The sequence below is a fragment of the Actinosynnema sp. NPDC037264 genome (assembly GCF_055603705.1).
On sequence record NZ_JBVJVK010000023.1, the window covers coordinates 31,997 to 54,226 of the forward strand.

At 71.9% G+C, this 22,230-nt stretch carries 18 protein-coding genes; 12 read left to right on the forward strand and 6 right to left on the reverse strand.

Translation table 11 applies throughout. The annotated features are described in order from the left end of the window. Positions 1-57: 57 nt before the first annotated feature. Positions 58-858, reverse strand: coding sequence for a nucleotidyltransferase domain-containing protein (locus tag ACZ7GX_RS24305; protein WP_498779769.1), 801 nt, complete (start codon positions 856-858; stop codon positions 58-60). A 108-nt stretch (positions 859-966) separates the two neighbouring features. On the opposite strand from ACZ7GX_RS24305, the gene ACZ7GX_RS24310 reads away from it, so the two are divergent. Both ACZ7GX_RS24310 and ACZ7GX_RS24315 read left to right on the forward strand, forming a co-directional pair. After that, on the forward strand, positions 967-2,589 hold the full coding sequence (locus ACZ7GX_RS24310) for a DUF885 domain-containing protein (protein WP_498779770.1): 1,623 nt from the start codon (positions 967-969) through the stop codon (positions 2,587-2,589). A 96-nt stretch (positions 2,590-2,685) separates the two neighbouring features. Continuing rightward, a complete protein-coding gene (locus ACZ7GX_RS24315) occupies positions 2,686-3,657 on the forward strand; it encodes a quinone oxidoreductase family protein (RefSeq protein ID WP_498779771.1) in 972 nt (323 codons plus the stop codon). A gap of 99 nt (positions 3,658-3,756) precedes the next feature. Here ACZ7GX_RS24315 and ACZ7GX_RS24320 read toward each other — a convergent pair whose 3' ends face one another. Beyond that, a complete protein-coding gene (locus ACZ7GX_RS24320) occupies positions 3,757-4,347 on the reverse strand; it encodes an FKBP-type peptidyl-prolyl cis-trans isomerase (protein WP_498779773.1) in 591 nt (196 codons plus the stop codon). 221 nt (positions 4,348-4,568) lie between these two features. Between ACZ7GX_RS24320 and ACZ7GX_RS24325 the strand changes: the two genes are divergently transcribed. From ACZ7GX_RS24325 to ACZ7GX_RS24335, 3 genes are read left to right on the forward strand one after another with little or no spacing between them, the layout of a single operon-like run. After that, complete coding sequence (locus tag ACZ7GX_RS24325; RefSeq protein WP_498779775.1) at positions 4,569-5,576, forward strand: hypothetical protein; 1,008 nt, start codon at positions 4,569-4,571, stop codon at positions 5,574-5,576. A gap of 6 nt (positions 5,577-5,582) precedes the next feature. Continuing rightward, complete coding sequence (locus tag ACZ7GX_RS24330) at positions 5,583-6,230, forward strand: hypothetical protein (RefSeq protein WP_498779776.1); 648 nt, start codon at positions 5,583-5,585, stop codon at positions 6,228-6,230. Between the two features lie 59 nt (positions 6,231-6,289). Then, on the forward strand, positions 6,290-6,940 hold the full coding sequence (locus ACZ7GX_RS24335; protein ID WP_498779778.1) for an HD domain-containing protein: 651 nt from the start codon (positions 6,290-6,292) through the stop codon (positions 6,938-6,940). Here the strand turns inward: ACZ7GX_RS24335 and ACZ7GX_RS24340 are convergent. Continuing rightward, on the reverse strand, positions 6,937-7,773 hold the full coding sequence (locus ACZ7GX_RS24340) for a hypothetical protein (RefSeq protein WP_498779780.1): 837 nt from the start codon (positions 7,771-7,773) through the stop codon (positions 6,937-6,939). The two genes, ACZ7GX_RS24335 and ACZ7GX_RS24340, sit on opposite strands and share 4 nt — an antisense overlap. Positions 7,774-7,819: 46 nt before the next feature. Then, positions 7,820-8,743 carry a heme o synthase gene (locus tag ACZ7GX_RS24345; RefSeq protein WP_498779782.1) on the reverse strand — a complete coding sequence of 308 codons (924 nt, stop codon included), beginning with the start codon at positions 8,741-8,743 and terminating at the stop codon, positions 7,820-7,822. Between the two features lie 255 nt (positions 8,744-8,998). Here ACZ7GX_RS24345 and tkt point away from each other — a divergent pair, with 255 nt between their 5' ends. From tkt to ACZ7GX_RS24380, 7 genes are all read left to right on the forward strand, one after another. Then, complete coding sequence (tkt, locus tag ACZ7GX_RS24350) at positions 8,999-11,089, forward strand: transketolase (protein WP_498779783.1); 2,091 nt, start codon at positions 8,999-9,001, stop codon at positions 11,087-11,089. A 23-nt stretch (positions 11,090-11,112) separates the two neighbouring features. Continuing rightward, positions 11,113-12,225 (forward strand): transaldolase, encoded by a 1,113-nt coding sequence (tal, locus tag ACZ7GX_RS24355; RefSeq protein WP_498779784.1) that lies wholly within the window; start codon positions 11,113-11,115, stop codon positions 12,223-12,225. A 25-nt stretch (positions 12,226-12,250) separates the two neighbouring features. Further along, the gene (locus ACZ7GX_RS24360; RefSeq protein WP_498779786.1) at positions 12,251-13,867 is read left to right on the forward strand and encodes a phosphoglucose isomerase-related protein; all 1,617 of its coding nucleotides are present in this window, start codon (positions 12,251-12,253) and stop codon (positions 13,865-13,867) included. Next, positions 13,864-15,405: a glucose-6-phosphate dehydrogenase gene (gene zwf / locus ACZ7GX_RS24365; protein ID WP_498779788.1), complete on the forward strand. Its 1,542-nt coding sequence runs from the start codon at positions 13,864-13,866 to the stop codon at positions 15,403-15,405. Before ACZ7GX_RS24360 ends, zwf begins: the two co-directional genes overlap by 4 nt. Beyond that, positions 15,402-16,661 carry a glucose-6-phosphate dehydrogenase assembly protein OpcA gene (gene opcA, locus ACZ7GX_RS24370; protein ID WP_498779790.1) on the forward strand — a complete coding sequence of 420 codons (1,260 nt, stop codon included), beginning with the start codon at positions 15,402-15,404 and terminating at the stop codon, positions 16,659-16,661. Before zwf ends, opcA begins: the two co-directional genes overlap by 4 nt. Next, positions 16,658-17,425 carry a 6-phosphogluconolactonase gene (gene pgl / locus ACZ7GX_RS24375; protein WP_498779791.1) on the forward strand — a complete coding sequence of 256 codons (768 nt, stop codon included), beginning with the start codon at positions 16,658-16,660 and terminating at the stop codon, positions 17,423-17,425. Before opcA ends, pgl begins: the two co-directional genes overlap by 4 nt. 222 nt (positions 17,426-17,647) lie before the next feature. Beyond that, on the forward strand, positions 17,648-18,946 hold the full coding sequence (locus tag ACZ7GX_RS24380) for a sensor histidine kinase (protein ID WP_498779792.1): 1,299 nt from the start codon (positions 17,648-17,650) through the stop codon (positions 18,944-18,946). Positions 18,947-19,714: 768 nt separating this feature from the next. Here the strand turns inward: ACZ7GX_RS24380 and ACZ7GX_RS24385 are convergent. Both ACZ7GX_RS24385 and ACZ7GX_RS24390 read right to left on the reverse strand, forming a co-directional pair. Next, a complete protein-coding gene (locus ACZ7GX_RS24385) occupies positions 19,715-21,418 on the reverse strand; it encodes a serine/threonine-protein kinase (protein ID WP_498779793.1) in 1,704 nt (567 codons plus the stop codon). Further along, on the reverse strand, positions 21,415-22,224 hold the full coding sequence (locus ACZ7GX_RS24390) for a hypothetical protein (RefSeq protein ID WP_498779794.1): 810 nt from the start codon (positions 22,222-22,224) through the stop codon (positions 21,415-21,417). The genes ACZ7GX_RS24385 and ACZ7GX_RS24390 overlap by 4 nt, the downstream gene beginning before the upstream one ends. Positions 22,225-22,230: the final 6 nt, after the last annotated feature.

A 22,230-nucleotide genomic window follows, 5' to 3' on the forward strand; every position in this document is an offset into this window, starting at 1 on the left:
GGCCAGACTAGAACCTGCCGGTAACTTCCGCGCACGTGACGGCACTCACCGCCCGGCTCAGGACGACGACCACACCGTCGACCACACCGACTCGTAGGCCTCGACCAGCCACTTGTCGGCCCGCGCGTGGTCGGGCCGCTCGGGCAGCGAGGACTCCGCGGTCAGCTCCTCCAACCGGGCTTCCAGCGACTCGGCCGCGTCCATCGCCTCCTGCTGCGTGTGCCGGCCCTGGCGCAGGTCGCGGATCCAGGTCAGCCACGGCTCCGGCATCGGCAGCGTGATCCGGCCGGTCTCCAGCAGCTCGACGCCCTGCACGCCCAACCGCACCATGTGCGAGGCGTACTTCGTGTCGTAGCCGTGCCGCGCGACCAGCTCGGGCCGGTTGACGCGCTTGGCCACCGTGCCGTCCACCATGCGCCTGCGCTGGCTGTGCAGGTAGCCGATGAACCGCCGGCCCGCCAACCGGGACACGATCATGTCCGAGTTGGCGCGCAGGTCACGTCCCAGGTCGGTGACCGAGACGATCTCGTGCTCGGGCGCGAACAACGGCAGCAGCACGGTCGGGTTGCCCTGCAGCGCCAGGCGCAGCCACTTCCGCAACGAGTACACGACGAGGTCCAAGTCGCCGGGGCCGGACGGGGTGTTGAGCACACCCGTGCGCTCCTCGGCGCTGCGGTGGATGTACTGCTCGAAGCGGCGCAGCCCGATCACGAACTCCGGCGGCTCGACGCACACGCCCATCTCGTCGCGGTCGTCGGTGCCCTCGATGGCGGTCCCGTGCACGCCCGAACCCACCTGCGTGCGCAGGATCGTGGCGCGCCGGGCGATCTCGGCGAATTCCGGGTTGTTGTGCTTCACGACCATTCCCCCTGTCCGGACGCGAGGAACTTATGGCGTCAACAGGCAAAGCCCAAGGGAATTTCCAGCGCCTCCCGGACCTCGCGGTCGCGGGGTAGCTTGCGGGTCGTGACCGATACCCAGAACCTCACCCACCTGGTCGAACAGTTCCTCGCGTGGCACTTCGACCGCAACCCGGGCACCGCCGCCATGCTCGGCTCACCTGCCCACGACCACACCCTCGGCGATTTCAGCGCGGGCGCGTTCACCGAATACGAACGCGGCGCGGACGCGTGGCTCGACCGGTTCGCCGCCGTCACTACCGACGACCTCCAGGGCTCGGTGGACCGCGACCTCATCGTCTCCGTGCTGCGCGGCGTGCGGGCGAAGGCGACGTGGCCCGCGTGGCGGCGCGACCCGTCCGTCTACACCGGCGCGGTGCTGTACCCGTTGTTCAGCGCGTTCCTCAACCGGCTGCGGCCGGAGCCGGAGCTGGTGGCGAGCGTGGTGAAGCGGCTGGGCGAGGTGCCCGCCGTGCTGGCCGCGTGCCGGGCGAACCTGGACCCGGGGCTGGCCGCGCCGAAGATCGTCAAGCGGGCCGCCGACCAGGCGCGCACCGGCCGGGCGTTCCTGACCGCCACGCTGCCGGCCGAGGTGTCCGACCCGGCGCTGCGCGCGGAGCTGGCCGAGGCCGCCGGACCCGCCGCGCGGGCGTTCGACGAGCTGGCGGTGTTCCTGGACGACTTCGCCGAGCGCGCCGAGGGCGACTGGCGGATGGGCGAGCGGCTCTACTCGACGCTGCTGCGCGAGCAGGAGGTGCTGGGTTACGGCGCGGCGGAGCTGCACCAGCGTGGCGAGGCCGCCTACGCCGAGCTGGACGCCGAGATGCGCGAGCTGGCCGGGTCGGACGACTGGCACGCGGTGATGGCGTCGTTCCAGGACGACCACCCGCCGACGCCGGAGGCGATGCGCGCCGAGTACGAGGCGGAGACGCGGCGGGCGCGGGCGTTCCTGGTCGAGCACGGCCTGGTGACGTTCGCCGAGGGCGAGGAGTGCCGGGTCGTGCCGTCGCCCACGTTCCAGCGCCCGGTCCTGTCGGTGGCGTCCTACATGTCGCCGCCGCCGCTGACCGACCGGCGGACGGGCCACTTCTTCGTGCCGTTCCCACCGGACGGGTTCACCGCCGAGCAGACCACCCAGCGGCTGCGCACCAACTCCCGGGCCCAGCTGGCCACGATCGCGGTGCACGAGGCGTACCCCGGCCACCACTGGCACCTGTCGTGGCTGGCCGCGCAGGACCGGCCGGTGCGCAAGGTGTTCCGCACGCCGTACTTCTCCGAGGGCTGGGCGCTGTACGCGGAGAAGCTGCTGCGCGAGCAGGGCTACTTCACCGCCGAGGTGGTCGGCGACGCGGCCAGGGCTCGGGCGCAGGAGCTGGCGCACGTCGAGGCGCGGTTGTTCCGCGCCGCGCGGATGATCGTGGACACCGCGCTGCACTGCGGCGACATGACCGTCGAGCAGGCCGAGGAGTTCATGACCACGAAGGCGTCGCTGACGCCCGGCACGGCCGCCGGCGAGGTCAGCCGGTACTGCGCGTGGCCGACGCAGGCCCCGTCGTACCTGACCGGCGCGTTGGAGATCGAGCGCATCCGGTCCGAGTTCACCGGCTCGTTGCGCGAGTTCCACGACACCATCGCGGGCGCGGGCGCGTTGCCGCTCGGCCTGGCCCGCAAGGTCGCTCTCGGCAGGTGAGACGCTCCGCCGGGTCGGCGGCGGGACGCGGAACAGACCGACCGCCGCGGCGGTTGGCGTACTGACGTACGAACAGAGCAATCAGGAGGACGCACGATGCCCAAGGCAGTGGTGGTGCGCGCGACCGGCGGGCCGGAAGCGCTGGAGCTCGCCGACGTGGAGGCGCCCTCGCCCGGCGCGGGCGAGCTGCTCGTGGACGTGGCCGCCGCCGGGGTGAACTTCATCGACTGCTACCACCGCGAGGGCCGCTACCCGCTGTCCCTGCCGTTCGGGCCGGGGCTGGAGGGCGCCGGCCGGGTGAGCGCGGTCGGTCCGGACGTCGCCGGGTTCGCGGTGGGAGACCGCGTGGCCTGGGCGCAGTCCCTCGGCAGCTACGCGGAGCAGGCCGTGGTGTCGGTCAAGGACGCGGTGCCGGTGCCCGAAGGGGTGGACGACGACACGGCGGGCGCGCTGCTGCTCCAAGGCCTGACCGCGCACTACCTCGTCGCGTCCACGTACCCCGTGCAGAAGGGCGACACGGTGCTCGTGCACGCCGCCGCGGGCGGTGTGGGGCTGCTGCTGGTGCAGTTGGCCAAGGCGCGGGGCGCGCGCGTGATCGGCACCGTGTCCACCGAGGCCAAGGAGGCGTTGGCGCGCGAGGCCGGCGCCGACGAGGTGATCAGGTACGACCTGGTGGACTTCGCGCCCGAGGTGCGGAGGCTGACCGACGGCGTGGGCGTCGAGGCGGTCTACGACGGCGTCGGCCGGACGACGTTCGACGGGAGCCTGGCCAGCCTGCGGCCGCGCGGCATGCTGGCGCTGTTCGGCGCGTCGAGCGGCGCGGTGCCGCCGTTCGACCCCCAGCGGCTCAACCAGGCGGGTTCGCTGTTCCTGACCCGGCCGTCGCTGGGCGCGCACGTGGCCACCCGCGAGGAGCTGGAGTGGCGGGCCGGTGAGCTGTTCGCCGCCATCGTGGAGGGTGCGCTGACCGTGCGGATCGGCGGGCGCTACCCGCTGGCCGAGGCACGGCGGGCGCACGAGGACCTGGAAGCCCGCCGCACCACCGGCAAGCTGCTGCTCCTGCCCTGACGGCGACGGGCGCCGCGTGCCGGTCGGCGCCTGGCCCGGACGCGCGGAAGGGCGGCCCCGACGCGGGACCGCCCTTCCGCCGCTCCCGGCGGGCGCCGCTCAGCCGGCGACCTTCACCGCGTCGACCACGAAGATCAGCGTCTCGCCGGGCTGGATGTCGTCCTTGCCGTTCGGGTAACCCTTGTCCGACGGCACGACGAGCAGCCGGCGACCACCCTCCTTGAGCCCGATCAGGCCCTCGTTCCAGCCCTGGATCACGTTGGCCTGGCCGATGTTCGCCAGCTCGAACGGCTCGCCGTTGTCCCACGACGACTCGCGCGTGCGCTGGTCGCGGAACGTCGCCAGCACGTAGTGCAGCTGCGCCGTGGAGCCGGGCTTGATCTCCGCGCCGGTGCCCTCGGTCAGGTCCTCGACCAGCAGGCCGTCCTGCGGCGTGCAGCCGGTCGGGACGGTGATCGTCGGCTTCTCCCCCGGCGCGCCGGTCACCTGGTACTGCGCCACCGCGCACGGCGGGCCGCTCGGCTCGGGCAGGTCGGCCTCGGTGGGCTGCTGCGCCTCGGGCTGGGCGGCGGTCGCGGGCGGGGTGTTGGTGAGGGTGGACGGCCGGTCGCTAGCGGTGCACGCGGTCAGCGCCAGACCGGCGGACAACAGGGAGACGAGAGCCAGGGCCGTACGGCCGACAGTACGCATGGTTGCCGAGCTTAGGGTTCACGCCCGCGCGGCGCGCCGCGGCCCCACCGGCAGGCCCAACGCCGATCACGGTGCGCGGTCGTCGATCTTCGAAACAATCCGCAAATGTGCCACTAATTACCGCTTCCGCCGTTGCGTACTCGCGCGTACAGTAACTCCGCGCACTTGATCGCATACCGAGAGCATTCGGCCGTTCGAGTGCCCACCAAGGAGGTGACACCGTGTCCGCGGAGCCGAAGGGCATCCGCAGCAACCTGTTACAGGAATTGTTCTGGACCAGAACAGGGCTGCTCCTGCTCAGCCTAGTCGTCACTTCCGGCAGCGCTCTGGCCATTTCCAGCACGATGGATCAAGGAGCCCTGCGCACGTTCCTCACGTCGGTCGGCACCGGCACGTTGATCTCCGCCGTGGTCGGGTTCGGGCAGACGTTGATCACCAGTTCGGCCGCGCAACGGGCGTTGGTCACGCCGGTCGTGGAGGAGAGCCGCCGGGCGCTGCGCGACCTCGCCGCCGAGTACCGGGCCCTGGACCGCGAGTTCTTCCCCACTCACGTGTTCGAGCCGACCGCACGGCCCGATCCGGCCTTCAACCAGGTCATGATGCAGGACCTGGAGCGCACGCGGCTGTACGTGTTCCGCGGCTTCGCGGGGCGCTACGCGGCCGGCCGGCTGCTGCTGTCGCAGACGGAGTGCGAGCTCAGAGCCGTCCTGGCCGATCCGCGGGACGACGACGCGATCCGCGGGCGGGCGCGTTACCTGCTGCGCAACGAGGGCGTGGACGGCGACTACGACGCGATCGCGGCGCGGTTGCGCGAGCAGATCTCCATCGGCCTGGTGGGGCTGTTCCTGGCCCGCGGCCGGTGCTCGCGGATCGACCTGACGATCGTGTCCGACCCGCCGTTGGACCGACTGGAGCTCTTCGACGACAGCGTCTGGCTCACCCTCTACAGCAACACCAGCGCGGGCGTGATCCGGCTCTACCCGCGCACGGTGCGGTTCTCGGAGGGCTCGTTCATCTACGGGATGGAACGCGCCGAGTTCCTGCGCATCAGCAATTCCAAGGCAGGGCTCCACATCGTCATCACGCCGGGCACCAGTCGGGCGGACTTCCTCGCCCTGTTCGAGAAGATCACCGGCGACCCGCTCACCGACGACGGGTTCCGATCGCTCGAGGAGAAGTTCCACCGATTCCGCAAAGAATTCTCCGCCTCCGCTCAGCTGGGGAGCTGATAAGTCGTGCTCACCGAGTTCACCGGGTTCTCCGCCCTCGCGGAGCTCGCCACGCTCATCGCCGTGGCCGACCCCCCTGTCGTCGACCACTGGGGACACGTCGAGAGGCGTTTCCAGGAGTGGGCGGGCCGACCCGGCCTGCGGGAGAGGCTGCGCGGGCACCTGCGCGCCCTCTCACCGCAGGACGAGATGCGCGTGGTGGCCAGATCCCGCGAGACGACGACCCACTTCGCGTGGTGCCTGCGGGACGAGCCGGCCGAGCCGTTCACGTTCTGGCTGCACGAGTACAAGCCGCAGCGGGACTGGCGACCAGGCTACGCCGACTCGATCCACAACCACCGCTACCACTTCTGCACCACCATCGTGTCGGGCTCCTACCTGCACGAGCGCTTCACCGCGGACGTGGCCGACGAAGGCCGGCAGATCGTGTCCACCACCCTGCTGCGCAGCGCCGAGGCCCACGAGGGCTCCTCGGGCACGATGCTCGCGCACGAGTTCCACCGCATCCCGAAGGCCGCCGACGACACCATGACGTTCCTGGTCAAGTCGCGCGCGGTCAGCCCGTGGAGCCTCAGCTACGACCCCGACACCCGGACCAGCCACCGGCACGTGCCGGTCGAGGCTAGGTTGGAGGTCCTGACGAACAACCTCTAACCCGCGCCAACGATCTTCGCGCGCCCCTACCATCGGCCCACCCGGCACGGGAGGGTCCAATGAGTACGGTCACGAACGCGGTCACGGCGCGGGCGATCTCCGAGGTGGAGGGCGAGGTGTGGCGGCTGTGCCGCGACCTCGCCGCGAAACTGCAGTTCCACGGCTGGCACCACGTCAGCTTCGTGCGGGACAAGGCCGTCCACTTCGCCCGGCGCAACGGCTCGGACGTGTCGCTGGTCGAGGTGGCCGCCCTCGTCCACGACGTCAACTACATGGTCCGGCGCAACTCGCTGCCGGTGGACGGCAGGAAGCTGCGGCTGGACATCCTGGCGCGCGCGGGCGTGCCGGACGAGGTCGCGGCGCGGGTCGACGCGGTGGTCGAGGAGGCCGAGATGCGCACCCGCCACCGCGACATCCCGCTCGAGGCGCAGGCGCTGTCCGACGCGGACACGCTGTTCAAGGCGCTGCCGGTGACGCCGGTGGTGCTCGCGCCCAAGTACCTCGAGGAGAACGGCATCTCGCTCAGGGAGCTGGCGCACAAGATCGTCGGCGAGCAGCGGGGCAAGCACGACGAGGGCTACTACTTCTACGACCCGGAGGCGGCGGCCACCTACTCCAGGTGGGCCACGGCGAACCTGGAGCTGTGGTCGTGCATCGTGGAGTCGCTGGACGACCCGACGGTGAACGACCTGCTGTCGGCGGTGTCCTAGGCCTGCTTGTCCCACACGACCAGGTCGAACTTGACCCATCGGTAGGAATCGACGTCCACCACGACGAAGCCGGCCCAGCGGCCCTCTGTCGTCTTCACGCAGAAGGACGCGCCCTGGCCCACCATCTCGCTGTTGATGTAATCGTCCACGGCCGTGGCGGCCGAGCACTCCTGATGAGTGGGCGGCGCCTCGGCGAGCTTCTCCGCGACCAGGACGATGTGCGCGGCGCGGAACCCGCCCTCGTACTTCAGGTCGGTCCGCTGCGTCGACTTGGCGGTGACACCACCGTTCTCGTCGGTGGTCGAGTCCAAGTCGATGGAGTAGTCGTAGTTCATCGTCACCTGACCGGCGCGGACCTGCCCGGCGGCGGGCGGCGCCGGGACGACGGTGGTCGTGCTCCCGGTGGTCGTGCTCCCGCCGGTCGTCGGCCCCGCCGCCGGCGTGGACGTGGAGCCGCCCACATCGGCGGCGACCGCGGTCGTCGTGGTGGTGGCCGATCCGGCGCGGGCTTCACCGGCGGTGGGGCGCAGTTCCAGGCCGCCGAGCACACCGCCCGTGGCGGCGCCCACCACCGTCAGCAACACCGGCACCACGAAGTGCTTGGTCAGCTGCTGCCGAGGACGACGGCCCCACCGGTAGAGCAGCCAGACACCGACGAGGGTGACGACACCGGCCGCCACCAGCGACAACGGGACCTGGTCCTGGATGCCGCCGACCACCGAGAGCAGCAGCGCGGCGACGCCGGCCATGCCGCCGAACACCTGCCAGCGATCGACTGTCGCCTTGTCGAACGTGCCCCGATCGGGTGGCGACCCATCCCCCTGCACAGCCATGTCGATCAGGCTAGCTATCCGCAAATATGCGGAAAGTGCATCAAGCTCAGAACGGCCAGCCGAGGACCGGCAGGCCGATCACCGCGTCCACGGCCAGGCCGCAGAACACGAGCATCAGGTACAGGTTCGACAGGTGGAAGAACTTCATCGTGTTCGTCGACCCGCCGCGCCGCACGACGCCGTGCAGCCGGTGGGCGAACACCGCGAACCACACGCCCGACGCCGCCGCGATCGCGACGTAGATCCACGACGTCACCGGCGCCAGCAGCAGCGTGCACGCGACCGTGATCCACGAGTAGATGACGATCTGGCGCGTGACCTGCTGCGCCGTCGCCACCACCGGCAGCATCGGCACGCCGGCCCGCGCGTAGTCCTCCTTGAACTTCATCGCGAGCGCCCACGTGTGCGGCGGCGTCCAGAAGAAGATCACGCCGAACATCACCAGCGCGGGCCACGCCACCGTGCCGGTCACCGCGGACCAGCCGATGATCACCGGCATGCAGCCGGCCATGCCGCCCCAGATGATGTTCTGCGAGGTCCGGCGCTTGAGCACCAGGGTGTAGACGAAGATGTAGAACAGGATCGTGGCCACCGCGAACACGGCCGACATGAGGTTCGTGGTCAGCCACAGGAACCCGAACGACACGACGCCCAGCACGATGCCGAAGATCAGCGCGTTGCGCGGCGGGATGGCGTCCTTCGCCAGCGGCCGGGCGCTGGTCCGCTTCATCACCGAGTCGATGTCGGCGTCGACGTAGCAGTTCAGCGCGTTCGCCGAGCCCGCGGCGAGGGTGCCGCCCGCCAGGGTGCACGCGATCAGCCACAGCGGCGGCAGGCCGCGGGCGGCCAGGAGCATCGCCGGGATGGTGGTGATCAGCAGCAGCTCGATCACCCGTGGCTTGGTCAGCGCGACGTACGCGCCGACGACCTGCCGGGGCGACCGCGCCGGAGCCTCGGTGACGGCACTCATGGCGTCGCGCTCCTCGTCAGGTCAGGGGATGGACAGATGGTAACCGCGCGTTGCCCGAGCAGCCCCTTCGGGTACTCCCTGAACGCACCAGCCATGCCTGTGCGTACACCCACAGAGCGTGAGTGGCACGTGCGTCCGTTCGTCGGACTAGGCTGGCCGGCGGACCTTGGTAGCCGCGGATCGGGCCTGACGGGATCGATTAAGTTCACGCCGGCCGTCACAACCGCCGCCTAGTGAGTTTGGAGCTGGAAGTCAGTGTCCGTCACCGATGACATCGCCCGGTTGACCGAAGCCCACCTGCCCGAAGATTGGACCGACCTGGACAGGCGCGCGGTGGACACCGCCCGCGTCCTGGCCGCGGACGCCGTGCAGAAGGTCGGCAACGGCCACCCCGGCACCGCCATGAGCCTCGCGCCGCTCGCGTACACGCTGTTCCAGCGGGTCATGCGGCACGACCCGGCCGACGCCGACTGGATCGGCCGCGACCGGTTCGTCCTCAGCGCGGGCCACTCCAGCCTGACGCTGTACGTCCAGCTGTTCCTCAACGGCTACGGCCTGGAGCTGGACGACCTCAAGGCGCTGCGCACGTGGGGCTCGCAGACCCCGGGTCACCCCGAGGTCGGCCACACGCGCGGCGTCGAGACCACGACCGGCCCGCTGGGCCAGGGCCTGGCGAACGCGGTCGGCATGGCGATGGCCGCCCGCCGCGAGCGCGGCCTGTACGACCCGGACGCGCCGGTCGGCGAGAGCCCGTTCGACCACCACATCTTCGTGATCGCCTCCGACGGCGACATCGAGGAGGGCGTCACGAGCGAGGCGTCGTCGCTGGCGGGCACCCAGAAGCTGGGCAACCTGACCGTGATCTACGACGACAACAAGATCTCGATCGAGGACGACACGACGATCGCGCTGTCCGAGGACACCGCGAAGCGCTACGAGGCCTACGGCTGGCACGTGCAGGTCGTCGAGGGCGGCGAGAACGTCACGGGCATCCTCGAGGCCCTGGAGAACGCCAAGGCCGAGACCGAGCGCCCGTCGTTCATCCTGCTGCGCACGATCATCGGCTTCCCGGCGCCGAACAAGCAGAACACCGGCGCGGCGCACGGCGCTGCCCTGGGCGCGGACGAGGTCGCCGAGGTCAAGCGCATCCTCGGCTTCGACCCGGAGCAGACGTTCGAGGTCTCCGACGAGGTGCTGGAGCACACGCGTTCGGTGGTCAAGCGCGGCGAGGCCGCCAAGTCCGAGTGGCAGAAGTCGTTCGACGCGTGGGCGCAGGCGAACCCGGAGCGCAAGGCGCTGCTGGACCGCCTGGTCGCCCGCCGGCTGCCGGAGGGCTGGGCGGACGCGCTGCCGTCGTGGGAGCCCGACGCGAAGGGCGTGCCGACCCGCAAGGCGTCCGGCCAGGTGCTGTCCGCGCTCGGCCCGGTGCTGCCGGAGCTGTGGGGCGGCTCGGCCGACCTGGCCGAGTCCAACCTGACCACGATCAAGGGCGCGGACTCCTTCGGCCCCGAGACGATCTCCACCAAGATGTGGTCGGCCAACCCGTACGGCCGCACGCTGCACTTCGGTGTCCGCGAGCACGCCATGGGCTCGATCCTCAACGGCATCGCGCTGCACGGCCCGACCCGCCCGTACGGCGGCACGTTCCTGGTGTTCAGCGACTACATGCGCCCGGCCGTCCGGCTGGCCGCGATCATGCAGGCCGCGGTCACGTACGTCTGGACGCACGACTCCATCGGCCTGGGCGAGGACGGTCCGACGCACCAGCCGATCGAGCACCTCGCGGCGCTGCGCGCCATCCCGGGCCTCGCCGTGCTGCGGCCCGGTGACGCGAACGAGACCGCCGCCGCCTGGAAGGCGACGCTGGAGCAGACCGGCCCCGTGGGGCTGGCGCTGACCCGCCAGAACATCCCCGTGCTCGAGGGCACCAAGGAGAGGGCCGCCGAGGGCGTCGCGCGCGGCGGCTACGTGCTGGAGGGCGACGGCGAGCCGGAGCTGATCCTCATCGCGACCGGCTCGGAGCTGCAGATCGCGGTCGAGGCCCGCAAGGTCTTCGAGGCCGAGGGCGTCGCCACCCGGGTGGTGTCCATGCCGAGCGTCGAGTGGTTCGACGCGCAGGACAAGAGCTACCAGGAGCAGGTGCTGCCGTCGTCGGTGAAGGCGCGCGTGGTGGTCGAGGCGGGCATCGCCCAGCCGTGGCACCGGTTCGCGGGCGACACCGGCGAGATCGTGTCCATCGAGCACTTCGGCGCCTCGGCGGACTACCAGACGCTGTTCCGCGAGTTCGGGTTCACGACGGAGAACGTCGTCGCGGCGGCCCGCCGCTCGCTGGCCCGGACCAAGTAAGAGACTTCAGGGGAGTTGACGAGATGAGCACCAATCCGCTGGCCGCGCTCAGCGACGCGGGCGTGTCGATCTGGCTGGACGACCTGTCCCGCGAGCGGCTGGACTCCGGCAACCTCGCCGGCCTGGTCGCCGAGCGGCACGTGGTGGGCGTGACCACCAACCCGACGATCTTCGCCGCCGCCCTGTCCAAGGGCTCGGCCTACGACGAGCAGGTGCGCGAGCTGGCCGCGCGCGGCGCCGACACCGACGCCGCCGTCCGCGAGATCACCACCACGGACGTGCGCAACGCGTGCGACCTGTTCCGCGACATCTACACCGCCACCGACGGCGTCGACGGCCGCGTGTCGATCGAGGTCGACCCGCGGCTGGCCAACGACACCGAGGCCACCGTCGCCGAGGCGCTCGACCTGGCCAAGGCCGTCGACCGGCCGAACCTGCTGGTGAAGATCCCGGCCACGGTCGAGGGCCTGCCCGCGATCACCCGGGTGCTCGCCGAGGGCATCAGCGTGAACGTGACGCTGATCTTCTCCGTGGAGCGCTACCGGCACGTGATGGAGGCGTTCGTCGCGGGCCTGGAGCAGGCCAAGGCCAACGGGCACGACCTGCGCGGCATCCACTCCGTGGCGTCGTTCTTCGTGTCCCGGGTGGACAGCGAGATCGACAAGCGGCTCGACGCGCTGGACACCCCGGCGGCGGCCGCGCTGCGCGGCAAGGCGGCCATCGCGAACGCGGTGCTGGCCTACGCGGCGTACGAGGAGACGTTCCGCGGCGAGCGCTGGGAGGCGCTGGCCGCCGCGGGCGCCCGCGCGCAGCGTCCGCTGTGGGCGTCCACCGGCGTGAAGGACCCGCAGTACTCCGACACCCGGTACGTGGACCAGCTCGTGGTGGCCGACACGGTCAACACGATGCCGGAGAAGACCCTGCACGCGGTCGCCGACCACGGCAAGATCGAGGGCGACGCGGTCACCGGCCGCGCGGCGCAGGCGCAGGAGGTCTTCGACGGGCTGGTCGAGGTCGGCATCGACCTGGACGACGTGTTCGTCGTGCTGGAGACCGAGGGCGTCGACAAGTTCGAGAAGTCGTGGGCCGAACTGCTCGACACGGTGACCGGACAGCTGAACCAGGCCAAGGCCTGAGAGCCGAGAACGGGACAGGACTGACATGACCGAGGTGATCTCCGTGGAGATCGTCCGCACGCCGAACCAGAACCAGGTCGACACCGTCGTGGGCGACCTGGTCCGGGATTCGGCTCCGAGCAGGCTCACCGCGGGGGACGCCACCCTGTGGGGCGCCGACGCGGAGCCCGAGGCGTCGATCCGCCTGGCGTGGACGACGCTGCACGAGACGTCCCGCCCGCTGGTCGCGGAGATCACCGCGCTGCGCGACGAGCTGCTCGCCGAAGGCGTGGACCGCGTGGTCCTCGCCGGCATGGGCGGCTCGTCGCTCGCGCCCGAGGTGATCACGGGCACGGCAGGCGTGCCGCTGGTGGTGCTCGACACCACCGACCCCGGCCAGGTGGCCGAGGCGCTCGCGGGCGACCTGAAGCGCACGGTCGTGGTGGTGTCGTCCAAGTCGGGCGGCACCGTCGAGACCGACAGCCACCGGCGGATCTTCGAGGCCGCGTTCGCCGCGGCGGGCATCGACGCGGCGTCGCGGATCGTCGTGGTGACCGACCCGGGCTCGCCGCTGGAGGCGGCGTCGCGGGAAGCGGGCTACCGCAAGGTGTTCCTGGCCGACCCGCACGTCGGCGGCCGGTACTCGGCGCTGACCGCGTTCGGCCTGGTGCCCTCCGGGCTGGCGGGGGCGGACGTCGGCAAGCTGCTCGACGAGGCCGCCTCCGCCGCGCCGCTGGTGTCGGCCGACTCGCCGGACAACCCGGCGGTGGTGCTGGCGGCGACGTTCGCGGTGGCGCACGCGCACGGCGCGGAGAAGGTCGTGCTCGCCGACACCGGCTCGGGCATCGCCGGGTTCGGCGACTGGGCTGAGCAGCTGATCGCCGAGTCGACCGGCAAGAACGGCACCGGCCTGCTGCCCGTGGTGGTCGAGGGCCCGGGCGCGCCCGGTTTCGTGGACGCCCGCTCCGACGCCACGACCGTCGCGATCGGACCGGCCACCGGCTCGTCCACGCTGTCGGTCGAGGGCTCGCTCGGCGCGCAGTTCCTGGTGTGGGAGTACGCGACCGCGCTGGTGGGCCGGGTGCTGGAGATCAACCCGTTCGACCAGCCCGACGTGGAGGCGGCGAAGAAGGCGGCCCGGTCCCTGCTGGACTCCCCCGCCGCGTCGACGGTCGAGCCGGCCTTCGTGGACGGTCCGATCGAGGCCTACCCCAGCGAGGGCTGGCTGCCGGCGGACGTGAAGACGGTCGCCGAGGCGCTGAAGGCGCTGGTCGCCGCCGCGCCCGAGCACGGCTACCTGTCCGTGCAGGCCTACCTCGACCGGGTCGACGACGCGTCGTTCGCCCTCGTTCGCCCGGAGTTGGCGCAGCGTTCACACCTGCAGACCACCTTCGGGTGGGGACCGCGGTTCCTGCACTCGACCGGCCAGTACCACAAGGGCGGTCACCAGAACGGCGTGTTCCTGCAGCTGACCGGCGAGTCCGAGACGAAGCTGGACGTGCCGGACCGGCCGTACGACCTCAGCACGTTGCAGCTGGCCCAGGCGCTGGGCGACGGCCAGGTGCTCGCCGAGCGCGGGCGCCCGGTGCTGCGGCTGCACCTGACCGACCGCGTCGCCGGGCTCGCGCAGCTCGTCGAGGCGATCCAGGAGGACGGTTCGTGAGTGCGCCGACCAAGCGCAACCCGTTGCGCGACCCGCGGGACAAGCGGCTCCCGCGCATCGCCGGGCCGTCCGGCCTGGTGATCTTCGGCGTGACGGGCGACCTGTCGCGCAAGAAGCTCATGCCCGCCATCTACGACCTGGCCAACCGCGGCCTGCTGCCGCCGGGCTTCGCGCTCGTCGGCTTCGCCCGCCGCGACTGGGCCGACCAGGACTTCATGCAGGTCGTGCACGACGCCGTCAAGGAGCACGCGCGCACGCCGTTCCGGCAGGAGGTCTGGAACCAGCTCGCCGAGGGCATCCGGTTCGTGCAGGGCACCTTCGACGACGACGCCGCGTTCGACTCGCTCGCCGCGACGCTCGCCGACCTGGACCGGGAGCGCGGCACGGGCGGCAACCACGCGTTCTACCTGTCGGTGCCGCCCAGCGCGTTCACCACGGTGGTCAACCAGCTCAAGCGCGCGGGCCTGGCCACGCCGCCGACCGACAGCCCCGACCAGTGGCGCCGGGTGGTCATCGAGAAGCCGTTCGGCCACGACCTGGCCAGCGCCAAGCAGCTCAACAAGACCGTCAACGACGTCTTCCCCGAGGAGTCGGTGTTCCGCATCGACCACTACCTCGGCAAGGAGACGGTGCAGAACATCCTGGCGCTGCGCTTCGCCAACCAGCTCTACGAGCCCATCTGGAACGCCAACTACGTCGACCACGTGCAGATCACCATGGCCGAGGACATCGGCCTCGGCGGTCGCGCGGGCTACTACGACGGCATCGGCGCGGCCCGGGACGTGATCCAGAACCACCTGCTCCAGCTGCTCGCGCTGACCGCGATGGAGGAGCCGGTGTCGTTCCGGCCGAGCGACCTGCGCGCGGAGAAGGTCAAGGTGCTCTCGGCGACCCGCTCGATCGGGCCGTTCGACGAGACCACCGCCCGCGGCCAGTACACCGGTGGCTGGCAGGGCGGGCAGAAGGTGCTCGGGCTGCTGGAGGAAGGCGGGTTCGCGAAGGACTCGGTCACCGAGACCTACGCGGCCATCACCTGCGAGGTGAACACCCGCCGCTGGGCGGGCGTGCCGTTCTACCTGCGCACCGGCAAGCGCCTCGGCCGCCGCGTCACCGAGGTGGCCGTGGTGTTCAAGCGCGCGCCGCACCTGCCGTTCGACGACACCGCCACCGAGGAGCTGGGGCAGAACGCCCTGGTGGTGCGCGTGCAGCCGGACGAGGGCGTGACCATCCGGTTCGGCTCCAAGGTGCCGGGCAACTCGATGGAGGTCCGCGACGTCACGATGGACTTCGGCTACGGCCACGCGTTCACCGAGTCCTCGCCGGAGGCCTACGAGCGGCTGCTGCTGGACGTGCTGCTCGGCGAGCCGTCGCTGTTCCCGAAGAACGACGAGGTCGAGCTGTCCTGGGAGATCCTGGACCCCGTGATCAAGCACTGGAGCGCCACCGGCGCGCCGGAGAAGTACAAGGCAGGCACCTGGGGACCGGCGTCTGCGGACGAGATGCTGGCCCGCACCGGCAGGCACTGGAGGCGTCCGTGATCATCGACCTGCCCTCGACCACCACGTCGCAGGTCAACAGCAAGCTCGTGCGGCTGCGCGAGGAAGGCGGCGCGGTCACCCTCGGCCGGGTGCTGACGCTGGTCATCGTGACCGACGACGGCACCAAGACCGAGGACGCCATCGACGCGGCCAACGACGCCAGCCGCGAGCACCCCTGCCGGGTGATCGTGGTGGCGCGCGGCGCGCGCAAGGCCGCGCCCCGGCTCGACGCGCAGATCCGCGTCGGCGGTGACGCGGGCGCGTCCGAGGTCATCGTGCTGCGCCTGTACGGCGAGCTGGCCAACGAGGGCGCTTCGTGCGTCGTGCCGCTGCTGCTGCCGGACACCCCGGTGGTGGCGTGGTGGCCGAACGAGGCGCCCGCCGTGCCCGCCGAGGACCCCATCGGGCAGCTCGCGCAGCGCCGGATCACCGACGCGGCGGCGGAGAAGAACCCGATCCGGGCGTTGGAGCAGCGCCGGACGGGCTACCGGCCCGGCGACACGGACCTGGCGTGGACGCGGCTGACGCTGTGGCGGGCGATGCTCGCGTCGGCGTTCGACCTGCCGCCGCACGAGAAGGTCACCGAGGCCGAGGTGAGCGGCGAGAGCGACTCGCCGTCGACCGACCTGCTGGCCGCGTGGCTCGCCGGGTGCCTGCGGGTGCCGGTGAAGCGCGTGAAGGCCAGTCGCGGCGAGGGCATCGTCGACGTGCGGCTGGAGCGCCGGTCCGGGCTGGTCGAGCTGTCGCGCCCGGACGGCAAGGTGGGCACGCTGACCCAGCCCGGCCAGCCGGAGCGGAGGGTCGCGCTGCAGCGCCGCCAGGTGCGGGACTGCCTGGCCGAGGAGCTGCGCCGGCTCGACCCGGACGAGGTGTACGAGGCGGCGTTGCGGTCGCTGGGCAAGGTCGTGCGCGGTCGGACCGCGCCGAAGGCCACCGCCGCGGCGCGCAAGCCTGCGCGGGCCGGGTCCGGGGCCGCGTCCGGTCCCGCGTCCGGGGCCGCCAAGGCGAAGTCGGACGGCGGTCCGGGCGCGGGGGCCGACACCCGGCCCGCCGGCGCTTCGGCGGAGGTCGCGGCTTCGGCGGACTCGAAGGCGGGCTCGAAGGTGGACGGCAAGGTGGACGGCAGGCCCGCGAAGGCGCCGGCGAAGACCGCCGCCGCCAAGACCGCGGCGCCGAAGTCCTCCGGTGGCAAGGCCGCTCCCAAGGCCGCCGCGAAGGCCGCGCCCAAGGCGGCGAAGGCGAAGGCGGGCTCGTGAGCCGGCCCGAGGTGGTGGTGCACCGTGACGGCGACCTGCTGGCCGCCGCCGCGGCCGCCCGCCTGGTCACCAGCCTGGTGGACGCGCAGACCGCGCGCGGGTCGGCGTCGTTGGTGCTGACCGGCGGCAGGACCGGCATCGCGGTGCTGGAGCAGCTGCGCACCACGCCCGCCCGCGACGCGGTGGACTGGACCCGGGTCGACCTGTACTGGGGCGACGAGCGGTTCCTGCCCGCCGGGCACCCCGACCGCAACGAGACGCAGGCGCGGGAGGCGTTGCTGGACCACGTGCCGGTGCCGGCTTCGCGCGTGCACGTGATGGAGCCGTCCGACGGGCGGTTCGGCGACGACCCCGAGGCCGCCGCCGAGGCGTACGCCGCCGTGCTCGCCGCCGCGGCGGGCCCGGACGGTGCCGTGCCGTCGTTCGACGTGTGCCTGCTCGGTGTCGGGGAGGAGGGGCACGTGGCCTCGATCTTCCCGGAGTCGCCCGCGGTGGTGGAGAGGGAGCGCGCCGTCGTCGCGGTGCGCGACTGCCCCAAGCCGCCGCCGACCCGGGTGAGCCTCACCCTGCCCGCCATCCGCGCGGCGCGCGAGGTGTGGCTGATGACGACGGGTGCGGCGAAGGGCGAGGCCGTGGCCCTCGGCCTGACCGGCGCCGACGAAGCCCAACTGCCGGCCGCGGGCGCCCGTGGTCGGCAGCGCACGCTGTGGCTGCTCGACACGGCCGCCGCCGCGAAGGCGCCGACCACCCCGCCGTCGGCCTGAACCCACCCCCTCCGCTGCCGCCGTCGTCCGTTCCGGGCGACGGCGGCAGCGGCGTTCTCGGGGTGATTTGGCGCACTCGCGGGCCGTCTTCACGCACGTTGTCCGCTCACCGGACGTTCGCGCTCGCAATTTTGTGCGGCGTCGGGCGTCCCGTTCGGGTAATCACAGCATCTCGAAGGGTGAGCGGGTCGTTCGAGCGGGTCGGGGGCGGAAAGGCGGGTCATGCCAAGCGTGATGACAGCGCAGTACGGTGAGGACCGGCGGACAGCTGACACAGGAGGTCGAACCCTGGCCGGCAACGCTGTCGAAAGACTGCCGAGCGGTCGGGTCAACGGCGTCGCGACCGAGCGGGTGCGGCGTGCTGCCCGCCTCGGGGCGCTCGGGCGGTTCCTCTCCCGCGTGCTCGGCCGGCACCGGCAGCTCGCGTTCGACGCGGCGGCCGTCGGCATCGCGGCGCTGGACGTGTGGCTGCGGGTCGTGCCCGAGGCCGAGCCGTACAACTACGTGCTGTCGGTCGTGTCGGTGGCGGCGGTGGCGCTGCGCCGGCGGTTCCCGTTCCTGGTCGTGCTGATCACCGTGCCCGGGTTCCTGGCCGGGTGGGCGCAGTTGGCGGCGATGATCGCGCTGGGGACGTTGGCGCGGCAGCAGCTGCTGTCGAAGCAGACCTACATCGGCGCGGCGCTGGTGTGGCTGAGCCGGTTCTTCGTGTGGCCGCCGGCCGAGTTCGCGGCGTTGGACTGGAAGACGCACGTCCACAACGCCATCTACGGGTGCATCGTGGCGGGGATGCCGATCGCGATCGGGTTGCTGGCGCACGCGCGGGAGGAGTTGTCGGCGCGGATCGCCGAGCTGGCCGCGAGCCGGGAGCGGGAGCGGATGCTGCACGCGCACGCGGTGCGGGCGGACGAGCGGGCCAGGTTGGCGCGGGAGATGCACGACGTCGTGTCGCACCAGGTGAGCTTGATCGCGATGCAGGCGGGTGCGCTGCGGATGGCGGCGGCCGACCCGAACGCGAAGCAGGTCGCCGGGACGATCCGGATGTTGAGCACGAGGACGTTGGACGAGCTGCGGCAGCTGGTCAGCGTGCTGCGGACGACGAGCGGCGAGGACTCGCCGCAGCCCCGGGTCGAGGATTTGGCGCAGCTGGTGGGTGCGGCGGGGATTCCGGCGACGTTGACCGTGCGGGGCCCGATGGCCGATCTGCCGGCTCCGGTGTCGGGCGCGGCGTACCGGGTGGTGCAGGAGGCGTTGACGAACGTGCGGAAGCACGCGTGCGGTGCGGCGACGGCCGTGTCGGTGGTGGCCGATGCCGATCAGCTGCGCGTGGAGGTGCGCAACGAGGCGCCGGAGGGTGCGGTCGGGTCGGTGGACGGGGCGGCGTTGCCCAGCGGTGGTCATGGGTTGGTGGGGCTGAGGGAGCGTGCGGCGTTGTTGAACGGTGAGCTGGAGGCGGGGCCGACGGACAGCGGCGGCTTCACGGTGAGGGTGACGTTTCCCCTGGTCAGGACCCTCAAGCCCTGATTCCGCCCGTCACGCTAATGGGTGATCATTCTGGAATCATCAAACGAAACACTGTTATCGTCGATCTCGAACGTCGGTTGAAACAACGAGGCCGCCGACCAACCCCCGGCCCGTCCGGACCTCGCGGCGCACAGGAGGGGAGCGCGCCGCGAGCAGCGGACGGACGACGGACAACGGAGCACGAGCACGACGAAGGAGCCCGAGGAGGGAGCACGAGGTAAGGAACACGAGGAAGGAGCCACCCAAGAAGGAACCGCACCGAAGCAACACCCAACCCCCACCCCACCGCACCCACCGCCGCCAGCAGTCGGCACCCGATGGCCCGCCGGGCATCACGCTTGCCGCCGCACAGCTGCCGGCAGCGCTGCCCGAACACCGGCTCACCGGCAACCCACGACCGCCCGCCGCACGATCAGCCTGCCGCCACACTCGCAGGCATCGAGCGCCCGCACACACCCGCCCGAACCTGCGCCCGCCGCCCAGACAGCCGCCTGACCCGAAGCCTGTCGGTGCCAGCGGCCGCCGGTGGCAGATGTCGGCGCTGGCAGATGTCGGCGCTGGCAGCGATCGCATGCCGGCACCGGTCGAGTGGTAGCAGCGGCCAGTGGCGCACGTGCAGCCGGTCGGCGCACACGGCCGTCGGCGCGGAGAGCTGGCCGTGCATGTGGCCGTCGGCGCGAAGGGCTGGCCGTACGCGGCCAGCAGCAGAGTCGAGGGCTGGCCGTGCGTGCGGCCACCAGCTTGGTGGGCTGGCCGTGCGCGCAGCCGTCAGCGGAGAGCTGACCGTCGGGTGGCTACGGCCGTGCACAGTGCCGCCGCCACGCCCAGCCCGCCGCACACGAGCGCCGGCCACAAGTCAGGCGTGTGGCGCAGCAGCACGGACGGCAGGAGCCACACGGCCACGCCGAGAGCGAAGCCCAACGGCGCCGACGCGACCACCGCCGCAGTCCCCGCCCGTCGTCGCCGCAGGGACCGCAGGATCGACTCCAGGTACGCGAGCGCGAACAGCAGCAGCACCGCGCTCCCCGCGCCCATGATGCTGATCATCGGGTGCGTGACCGGGCGGAGGGAGTAGTCGGTGGACTGGCCGTCGGCCGTCACAGTGGCCACGGCGGCGCCGCCCACGATCCACCGGCTCGCGCCCGGCAGCTCGAACGACAGTGAGGTGGCAGGCGAGGAGGGATTGGAGGCGGGTTCGGAGGAGGACGTGGAGGCAGGGGCGGGTGGGGAGGCGGGGACGTCGGCCAGGGTGATGCCGACCGCCGTCACGGCGAGGCGCGCGGTCGCCGGGTTGCCTTGGCCCACGGTGACCGGCTTGCTCAGGTCGACGTCGAGGGCGGGCAGGGCGCGGCCCGGCAGGGCGAACGGGATGGTGATCATCACGGCCGCGGCGAGGGCGGCGGCCAGCGCGAACCAGCGGGCGGGCTTCGGGGCGGCGGTGGCGGCCAGGACCTGCGCGGCCGGGACGAGGGTCTGCGAGCCCAGCCGCGCGGGGGTCGACGGGGCGTCCACGAGCGTCGCCCGAACGGGCATGTCGAGGGTTTCCCGCGGCACGGCGGAACCGGTCGCGGGACGAGTGCTCGCGGCGGCGACCTGCGGGCTCAGGTGGACCGGTTCGCCGAGGCGCAGCAGCCAGTCCCGGCCGAAGACCTCCGCCGCCGCGCCCGCCAGGTCCACCGCGAACGTCTCCGCGTTGCGGTACCGGGCCTGCGGGTCGCGTTCGATCCCCCGCATGATCACTCGGGCGAGTGGATCAGGTACCTCGATCAGGGGGCGGGGCTGCTGGTAGACGTGACGCTGGATCATCGCCAACGCCCCACCACCGCTGTCGAACGGCAGCCGGCCGCTGAGCAACTCGTACAGCACCGTCGCCGCACCGTAGACGTCGGCCGCCGGGCTGAGCGGGTTGCCCAGCGCCTGTTCCGGCGACAGGTACGCGGGCGTGCCGAGCACCTGCCCGCCGTGCGTCACGAGCGTCGCACCCTCGCTCACCACCTGCGAGATCCCGAAATCGGCGACCTTGAGGACCCCACCGGCGGTGAAGAGCAGGTTCTTCGGCTTCACGTCCAGGTGCAGCACCCCGGCCCCGTGCGCCGCGTGCAGACCGGACAGCATCGCCAGACCGATGGCGCACGACGAAGCGGGCGTGACACCCGAACCGGTGAACTTCGACCACACCGTGCCACCGTCGAGCTTCTCCATCACCAGCAGGTGCTCGCCGCGGTCCTGGACGTAGTCGTACACGGGCACGATGTGCGGGTGGTCGAGCCGCGCCAGCAGCCGCGCCTCGTGCGCGAACCGGGCGCTCATCCGCTCGTCCGACGCGAGCACGCCGGGCAGCCGCTTCACCGCCACCGCCCGCCCCAACGGCCGGTGCACGGCCGCGTACACGACCCCCATCCCGCCGCGCCCGACCTCCGCGCCGAGCTCGTACTGCGGCAGCGCCGCGACGACGTTCGCCGACACCGTCACGCCGCACCGCCCGGCAACGGCCGCGTGATGCGCTGCGTGCTCTCCGGGTCGACCGGACCGCCCGGACCGACCGGGGCCAGGTCGTCCGCGTCCGGGTGCGGTGTCAGGTAGCCCAGGGCGAACGCGACCGCCGCCGCGCCCAGCACGAACGGGATCTCCGCGGCCGGTGACGGCGCCATGATCCGCAGCACGGACAGCGAGATCACCGCGACGAGCCCGGTGCCGACGCCGGCGGGCAGGAACCGCATCGCCCGCTGCCACCGGTTCGCGGGCAGCCGCCGGCGGGCCAGCGCGAACAGCGCGCCCGCCCACGCCAGCAGGGTCAGCCCGAACAAGGCCAGCCCGAACACCCCGTAGACCGACCACAGCGACCCGCGCACGTCACCGGTCATGCCGATCGACGCGAGCACGTCGCGGTTGGTGTCGAGCACTTCCAGCTCGGTCGGCAGCAGGCCGGTCGCCTGGCCGCCGAGCTGCCCGAGGTCGAGCACGAACCCGCGCGTGACGCTCTCCTTGGCGGGCACGTCGAACGGCACGGTCGTGTCGTAGGAGAAGAACGTCAGCGCCAGCGCCGTGCCGGACAGCCGGATCGTCTTGATGTGCCGGACCGTGTCGGTTCCGTTGTGGACGGTCACGGAGATCAGGGAGGAGCGGGACGGGTCGAGCAGCAACTCGTCCTCGCCGACCGGTGTGCCGTCCACCGTGGCGTCGATGGTGACCGCGTCCCCGGCGGCGTGGGCCGGGGCGACGCCGAGGAAGATCCCGCACAGGAGCAGTAAACCGACGCTGCTCATAATGCGTCTCACAAGGGC